The 7,013-nt window shown below is 69.9% G+C and carries 7 protein-coding genes; 4 read left to right on the plus strand and 3 right to left on the minus strand.

Going from position 1 to position 7,013, the window contains the following annotated elements; genetic code table 11:
• Positions 1-106 precede the first annotated feature (106 nt).
• The 3 genes from miaA (at position 107) to DDE13_RS16010 (ending at position 3,398) form a co-directional block, all read left to right on the plus strand.
• Positions 107-1,033, plus strand: coding sequence for a tRNA (adenosine(37)-N6)-dimethylallyltransferase MiaA (gene miaA, locus DDE13_RS16000; protein WP_111405283.1), 927 nt, complete (start codon positions 107-109; stop codon positions 1,031-1,033).
• A gap of 109 nt (positions 1,034-1,142) precedes the next feature.
• Complete coding sequence (locus tag DDE13_RS16005; protein ID WP_111405284.1) at positions 1,143-1,709, plus strand: hypothetical protein; 567 nt, start codon at positions 1,143-1,145, stop codon at positions 1,707-1,709.
• A 3-nt stretch (positions 1,710-1,712) separates the two neighbouring features.
• Positions 1,713-3,398, plus strand: coding sequence for an ABC transporter substrate-binding protein (locus DDE13_RS16010; protein WP_235868734.1), 1,686 nt, complete (start codon positions 1,713-1,715; stop codon positions 3,396-3,398).
• 135 nt (positions 3,399-3,533) lie between these two features.
• Here DDE13_RS16010 and DDE13_RS16015 read toward each other — a convergent pair whose 3' ends face one another.
• The 3 genes from DDE13_RS16015 to DDE13_RS16025 all read right to left on the minus strand — a co-directional run bounded on the left by DDE13_RS16015 (position 3,534) and on the right by DDE13_RS16025 (position 6,301).
• Entirely contained in the window at positions 3,534-3,806 is a 273-nt protein-coding gene (locus tag DDE13_RS16015) for a TFIIB-type zinc ribbon-containing protein (protein WP_111405295.1), read from the minus strand.
• 270 nt (positions 3,807-4,076) lie between these two features.
• A complete protein-coding gene (locus DDE13_RS16020; RefSeq protein WP_111405285.1) occupies positions 4,077-4,499 on the minus strand; it encodes a DUF4864 domain-containing protein in 423 nt (140 codons plus the stop codon).
• Positions 4,500-4,717: 218 nt separating this feature from the next.
• Positions 4,718-6,301 (minus strand): lysine--tRNA ligase, encoded by a 1,584-nt coding sequence (locus tag DDE13_RS16025; protein ID WP_111405286.1) that lies wholly within the window; start codon positions 6,299-6,301, stop codon positions 4,718-4,720.
• 282 nt (positions 6,302-6,583) lie between these two features.
• Between DDE13_RS16025 and DDE13_RS16030 the strand changes: the two genes are divergently transcribed.
• Positions 6,584-6,955: a tellurite resistance TerB family protein gene (locus DDE13_RS16030; RefSeq protein WP_235868736.1), complete on the plus strand. Its 372-nt coding sequence runs from the start codon at positions 6,584-6,586 to the stop codon at positions 6,953-6,955.
• Positions 6,956-7,013: the final 58 nt, after the last annotated feature.

Below are 7,013 nucleotides of genomic sequence, written 5' to 3' on the forward strand. Positions count from 1 at the left end.
CGGTTGCAATCGCCATCGGGGCACCATTCGGCAAAGGCCCGCCATGTGTGACCGATCCGCCTGCCCCCGCTGGACGGCCTGCGCGCGATCTGGCATCGCGCGGGCCATGCGCGCAGCCACCCCCCCAGCGATCGACGCCTTCGACCCCGCGCGCCCCGTGCTGATCGCGGGGCCGACCGCGTCGGGCAAGTCCGCGCTGGCGCTGGGCATCGCCCAGGAACAGGGCCGCGCGGTGGTGAACGCGGATGCGCTCCAGGTCTTCGCGGGCTGGCCGGTGCTGACCGCGCAACCCGACGCCGCCGACCGCGCCCGCGCGCCCCATCACCTGTACGGGCACGTACCCGTCGACAGCAGCTATTCCGTCGGCGCATGGCTGGCCGATGTCGCCCCGCTGCTCGCCCGGCGGCCCGCGCCGGTGATCGTCGGCGGCACGGGGCTGTACCTGTCGGCCCTGACCGAAGGACTGGCCGCGATCCCCCCCACCGACCCGGAGATCCGGGCCGAGGCCGACGCGCGCATGGCCCGCGACGGGCGCGCCGCCCTGCTCGACGATCTCGACCCGGTCACCCGCGCCCGGATCGATCCCCTGAACCCCGCCCGCGTGCAGCGCGCGTGGGAAGTCCAGCGCCAGACCGGGCGCGGCATTGCCCACTGGCAGGACGACACCGGCCCGCCGCTCGTGCCACCCGCCACGGCACACCTGATCCAGATCGCGGCACCGCCGGCCGCGCTGACCCCGCGCATCGCGGCCCGGTTCGATGCCATGCTGGACCGCGGCGCATTGGATGAGGCCCGGGCCATGGCCCCCCGCTGGAACCCCGCGCTGCAATCCGCGCGCGCCATCGGGGCGGCGGAGCTTGTCGCCGTCATCCGCGGCGAAACCACCCTCGAAGCCGCAACCGAAGCCGCCATCATCGCCACACGGCAATACGCCAAACGCCAGCGCACCTGGTTCCGCCGCCGCATGGCCGCATGGCCGACCCTGCCCATCCCCGACACAGGTTTGCACAATGCGTCAGACAACCTGCGGTGATTCCGCGCAACATCCGAAAAAAAGCCACGTGGTTAATACAACTCTGCACAAACGCGCCTTGGCCGAATCTGTCCCGACCGCGTAGGCTGACCCAGACCGAGGAAATCGCATGTTCGACAGCCAGTCCCACGACCACGCCCAGCGGCCGCCCATGGCCGTCCCCGTTTCCCACCTCGCCCGCGAAGGGCGATGGGCCATCGATGCGCCGCGCAGCTATCTCGTGCCGGTTCTCTTGTGGTTCACCTGCGGCCAGGGTCGGCTCAGCGTGGATGGCGAAATGCGGGGCTACACCGCCCACAACGCGATCTTCCTGCCCGCGAACACGCCCCATGCCTGCGAAGCCTTCGGCCGCACGCAGGGCACGGCGCTGTTCCTGGGGGCGCGCGGCGACCTGCCCGTTCCTGCCGACATGCTCCATCTGCGCCTGACCGCGCTGCAACAGCAGACCGAACTCAACGACCTGGTGGACGGGTTCCGCCGCGACTGCGCCACCGCCGGGCCGCTCGGCGATGAAATCCTCTACCACCGGGCGGCGCTGATCGGGCTGTGGCTCACCCGCCACGGGCTGATGGCCGGCGCGCGCCGGACGCCGGGGGCGCAGGCCGCAGCGCCGGAAAGCACCCACCAGGGTCCCCGTCTTGCCGGGCTGCGGCGCAGCGCCGACAAGACCTCCTGACCCTTGCCGGATCGACCGCCCCTGACGCGCGGCACCGCCCGCGTGATCGCGGGGCTTGATGGCGATCGCCGGGCCGGGCTGCTCCACCGCCGCGAATTCCTGACCCGCGCCACGGCGCTCGGCCTTGCCGGTCCCGCGGCACTGGCCATGGCGGGCACCGCCCGCGCCCAGCCCGCGGCCCCGCCCGTGCCCGGCGGACAGCTGACGATCCGCATGGATGTCCGCGGCACGGGCGACCCGCGGCGGTTCGATTTCTCGGAACGCGCCAACGTGGTGCGCGGGCTTCTGGAATACCTCGTCGAATACCGTGCCGACGGCACGTTCGCCGGCGTCCTGCTCGACCGCTGGACCGCGAATGCCGAGGCGACGGAATACACGCTCCACCTGCGCGACGGCATCGCGTGGAACACCGGCGACCCGTTCACCGCCGAAGACGTGGCCGCCAACCTGGACGGCTGGTGCGACTCCTCCATCCCCGGCAACATCATGGCGACCGCGCTGTCGGCACTGGTCGACACGACCACGCTGCGCGCCCGCGACGGGGCGATCGCGGTGCTCGATCCGCTGACGGTGCGGCTGCGCCTGTCGCGGCCCGACGTGACGATCATCCCGGCGCTCGCCGATTACCCGGCGGCGATCCAGCACCGCGACCGCATCGGCAGCGACCCTGTCGACCATGGCATCGGCACCGGGGCCTACCGCGTCACCGACTTCGAACCGGGCAACCGGGCCGTGCTCGTGCGCGACGACGGCCACCGCGCCGGACGCCCCGCAGCGCTCGACCGGGTCACGTTCCTCGATATCGGGCCCGACCCGCTTCTGTGGGAAAGTGCGGCGCGCGCCGGGCAGATCGACATGACAGCGCAGACGGTCGCCGGGGTGATCAGCCGGTTCGACGCGCTCGGCTGGGTGCGCCACGGCGTGCCCACCGCAGCGACCGTGGTGATCCGCGGGCGGCAGACGGCACAGGTCAACGGCCTGCCGCTCTATGCCGACCTGCAACTGCGCCGGTCCATCGCGCTCGCCGTCGACAATGCCGTGTGCCTGGAACTGGGGATCGACGGGCGCGGGACGGTGGCGGAAAACCACCATGTCAGCCCGATCCAGCCCGATTACGCCCACCTGCCGCCGCAGCGCGCCGATCCCGAAGCAGCCCTCGCCCTCGCGACCGAGGCGGGGCTCGCGGGCTATGAACATGAACTCGTGTCCGTGGACGACACGTATCGCCGCACAACCGCCGATGCCGTGGCCGCCCAGATGCTGGAGGCCGGGCTGCGCGTCCGCCGCCGCATCGTCACCCGCGACGCGTATGACGCGAACTGGATGACCTATCCGTTCAGCACGACCGACTGGAACCACCGCGAACTTGGCGTTCAGGTCATGGCGCTCGGCTATCGCACCGGGGCCGTTTGGAACGAAACAGGGTTCAGCAACGCCGAATTCGACCGGCTGCTGGACCGGGCCGTGACCATCGCCGACGCGGGCACGCGGATCGACACGATGGCGCGGCTCCAGCAGATCCTGCAGACCGACGGCGTGATCGTGCAGCCCTTCTGGCGCTCGCTCTATCGTCACGCCCGGCAGGGCGTGGTCGGGGCAGACATGCACCCCAAGCAGGAAATTAACCCGCACCGGCTGGGCTGGGCTACGGCGGAACAGGCCGCCGCGTCCCTCGCCGTGCCGGAATAAACCGCGGCGCGCGATCGCGGGCAGCGGCTTTCCGCATCCCGTTCAGGTTCGCCCCCGCGGCATCGGCAACTTCATCCGGCCCGCCCGCGGCAGGATGTTCACCCGGCGCGCGCGACCGTGACGCAAAGTAGGGGATCAGAAATCGAACAGGTCGTCCAGGAACCCGCCGCGCTTCTTCTTGCGCCGGTAGCCGTCGTCATGGCCATATCCCGGATGGCTCTCGGGACGGGGGGCCGCCTGTTGCGGCGGGGGCGGGGGCGGCGGTGCCGCCTGCGGCGCGGCCCGTTCGATGATCTTGTCAAGCTCGCCCCGGTCGAGCCAGACACCCCGGCATTGCGGGCAATAGTCGATCTCCACCCCGCTGCGCTCGGTCATCACAAGCTGGCTTCCATCGATCGGACACTGCATCGCGTTCTCCTCTTGTTTGGGCCAGGGCATCGTGCCGGGACCCGGCAACCGCACCCGAAGGTCCCCGCGGCGCGACATCCCCTCCGGATGCCGCGACGGGCTGCACGTGGTCACCACCCGTGCCGGTGACATGGGAAGCCCCTTGGCGCGGCGCAAGCCACGCGTGCGCCCCGCATCGAGCAAATTGTTTCCATTCCGCAAGGTGCCGCCTGGCCGTGTCACACGCGGTCGGGACCACCCGGTCGCGGCGCGCGCACGGCGCGGCTACGCTCAGGCCCCGGCCTCGCCCTCGCGCAGGATCTGCACGCCGTTGATGCGCCAGCCGCCCTCGCCGTCCGGCACCATCTGGTAGCCGAGCGTGTGATAGACCCCGTTGCCGTCGCGGATCAGCACCATCTGCCACAATTGCCCCGCGCGCTCGCGCAGCCCGAGAAACTCGACCTCCGCAGGGCGCCAGACCATGGGATAGCCCTGCCGCACCATCATCCCGAAACGGTCGGCACTGCCGAACATCGACCGGATCATGGGCGACGCGAAGCCGAAGGCCGCACCCACGTCATCGGCCAGGAACGCATCGAGCTGGCTCCGGATCGTGCCGCGGATGGCGGACTCGTCGGGCGCCTGCGCGGCGGCGGCCAAAGGAGCCGCGGCAAGAAACAGGATGGCGGACAGGCTCAGGAAAAGGCGGCGCATGGCGAAACTCCCTTGGCTATCCTTGGAACAATAGCCCCGACTGCCCCAGCGGCAATCCTGTCCTGCTGCCCGTCTTGCCGCCGCGCGACACGATGCAACGACGCCGGGGGCGTACGGATTGCGATGCAGCCCTCCGTGCTGGCGGCGCGCTACGGTAACGGGCGCGCCGATGTCCCGGCAAACGCCGGGACCTCTCGCCGCCCTGGCTTGCGCGGGGCTCAGGCTGCGGCCAGTTCCCCCGCGAGCGCCCGGTCGATCAGGTCAGCCGTCTCGGCCACGCCGTAAAGCGCGATGAACCCGCCGAATCGCGGGCCCTGCGTCGCCCCCAGCAGCACCTCGTAGATCGCGCCGAACCACGCGCGGAGCGGCTCGAACCCATGCGCCTTGCCCACCGCGAAGACCTCCGATTGCAGCGCCTCGTCCTCCGCGGGTTCGTCCCACGCCCGCAGCCGCGCCGCCAGATCCGCCAGCGCCGCGCGCTCCCGGTCGTCCGGCAGCCGGTACGCCTTGGCGGGCCGCACGAAATCCTGGAAATACTGCACCGCATAGCCCGCCGCGGCATCCAGCGCCGGATGCGTATCGGGTGCGGCATCGGGCGCATAGCGCCGGATGAACCCCCACAGCGTCGCACGATCCTCCGCCGAGGCCGCCGACGCAAGGTTCAACAGCATCCCGAAAGACACCACCATGTCCGACGCGGGCACCCGGCCTTCGTGGATATGCCACACCGGGTTGGCCAGCTGCCCCGCCGCATCCTGCTCCGGGAACGCCCGCAACTGCTGGTGATACTCGTCCATCGCCTTCGGGATCACGTCGAAATGCAGCCGCTTCGCCGTCTTGGGCTTCTGGAACATGAAATGGCTCAGGCTCTCCGTCGACGCATAGCGCAGCCATTCATCGATGGAGATCCCGTTGCCCGACGACTTGGAAATCTTCGTCCCATCCGCATCGAGGAACAGCTCATAGGTGAAATGCTCCGGCGGCCGCGCCCCCAGCACCCGGCAGATCCCGTCATAGATCGGCGTGTTGGTGCTGTGATCCTTGCCGTACATCTCGAAATCCACACCCAGCGCCGCCCAGCGCGCGCCGAAATCCGGCTTCCACTGCAGCTTCACATGCCCGCCCGTCACCGGCAGCGTCCATTCCCGCCCGGCCTCGTCGTCGAACGTGACCTCGCCGCGCGCGGCATCCACATGCTTCATCGGCACGTACAGCACACGCCCCGTCTCCGGGTGGATCGGCAGAAAGATCGAATAGCTCGCCGCCCGCTCGTCGCGCAGGCTTTTCAGCATGATCTTCATCAGGTGGTCATACCGTTCCGCGCAGCGCAGCAGGATCTCGTCGAACCGCCCCGACTTGTAGAATTCCGTCGCCGACACGAATTCATAGTCGAACCCGAACGTATCGAGAAACCGCCGCAGCATGGCGTTGTTGTGATCGCCAAAGCTCGCATGCGTCCCGAACGGGTCGGGCACCGATGTCAGCGGCTTCTGCAACGCCGCCTCCAGCGCCTCCCGGTTCGGCACGTTGCCCGGCACCTTGCGCATCCCGTCCATGTCGTCGGAAAAGCAGATCAGCCGCGTGGGAATGTCGCTGATCGTCTCGAACGCCCGGCGCACCATGGTCGTGCGCAGCACCTCGCCGAAGGTCCCGATATGGGGCAGGCCCGACGGCCCGTACCCTGTCTCGAACAGCACATGCCCCTTTTCGGGCGGGGCCTTCTCATAGCGTTTCAGAACGGCCCGCGCCGCCTCGAAGGGCCACGCCTTCGATGTCATCGCTGCGTCGCGCAAATCGCCCATGATCCATCCCGCCTGTCTGCCGGACGGCCCCGCGCCGCCCCGCCGAGGGACTAAAGCCCGCCGCGCGGCGCGTCAATCGACGCACCGGGCCGGCCTCACGCGCGATTGACCGCCGGTCCGCCCCCCGCGACCGCGGGTCCGTTGCCCCGCGCCCCGCTTCGGCGTAAGCGGATGGCACCGCGCCCGCGCTGGCGCACCAGGGACCGGCCAAGGAACAGACCCGTGAAGCAAGACCCGACAGACCCGCACCCGCTGACCGCCCAGGACAGCCTTGTGGCGCTGATGATCGCCGTCTCGGCGTCGGATGCGCAGATCCGCACGTCGGAACTCGTGCGCATCCAGTCCACGCTGAACCACCTGCCGATCTTCGCGGATTACGAACAGGAACGCCTCGCCGCGGTCAGTGCGCTGGTGTTCGAGCTGTTCGAGGAGGAGGACGGGCTCGATGCCCTCTTCGGCCTCGTGCGCGAGGCGCTGCCGGAACGGCTCTTCGAAACCGCCTACGCGCTCGCCTGCGACGTGGCCGCGGCGGACGGCAATCTCAACGAATCCGAACTGCGCCTGCTCGAAGAGATGCGCTACGAACTCGCCCTCGACCGGCTCCACGCCGCCGCCATCGAACGCGGCGCGCGCGCCCGGCACATGACGCTCTAGGCCGTGTCTGCATTCATCTGAGCCAGTCGAGGGCGGAGACGAGGAAGACGAAGCCCAT

The sequence above is a fragment of the Meridianimarinicoccus zhengii genome (assembly GCF_003254465.1).
GTDB lineage: Bacteria > Pseudomonadota > Alphaproteobacteria > Rhodobacterales > Rhodobacteraceae > Meridianimarinicoccus > Meridianimarinicoccus zhengii.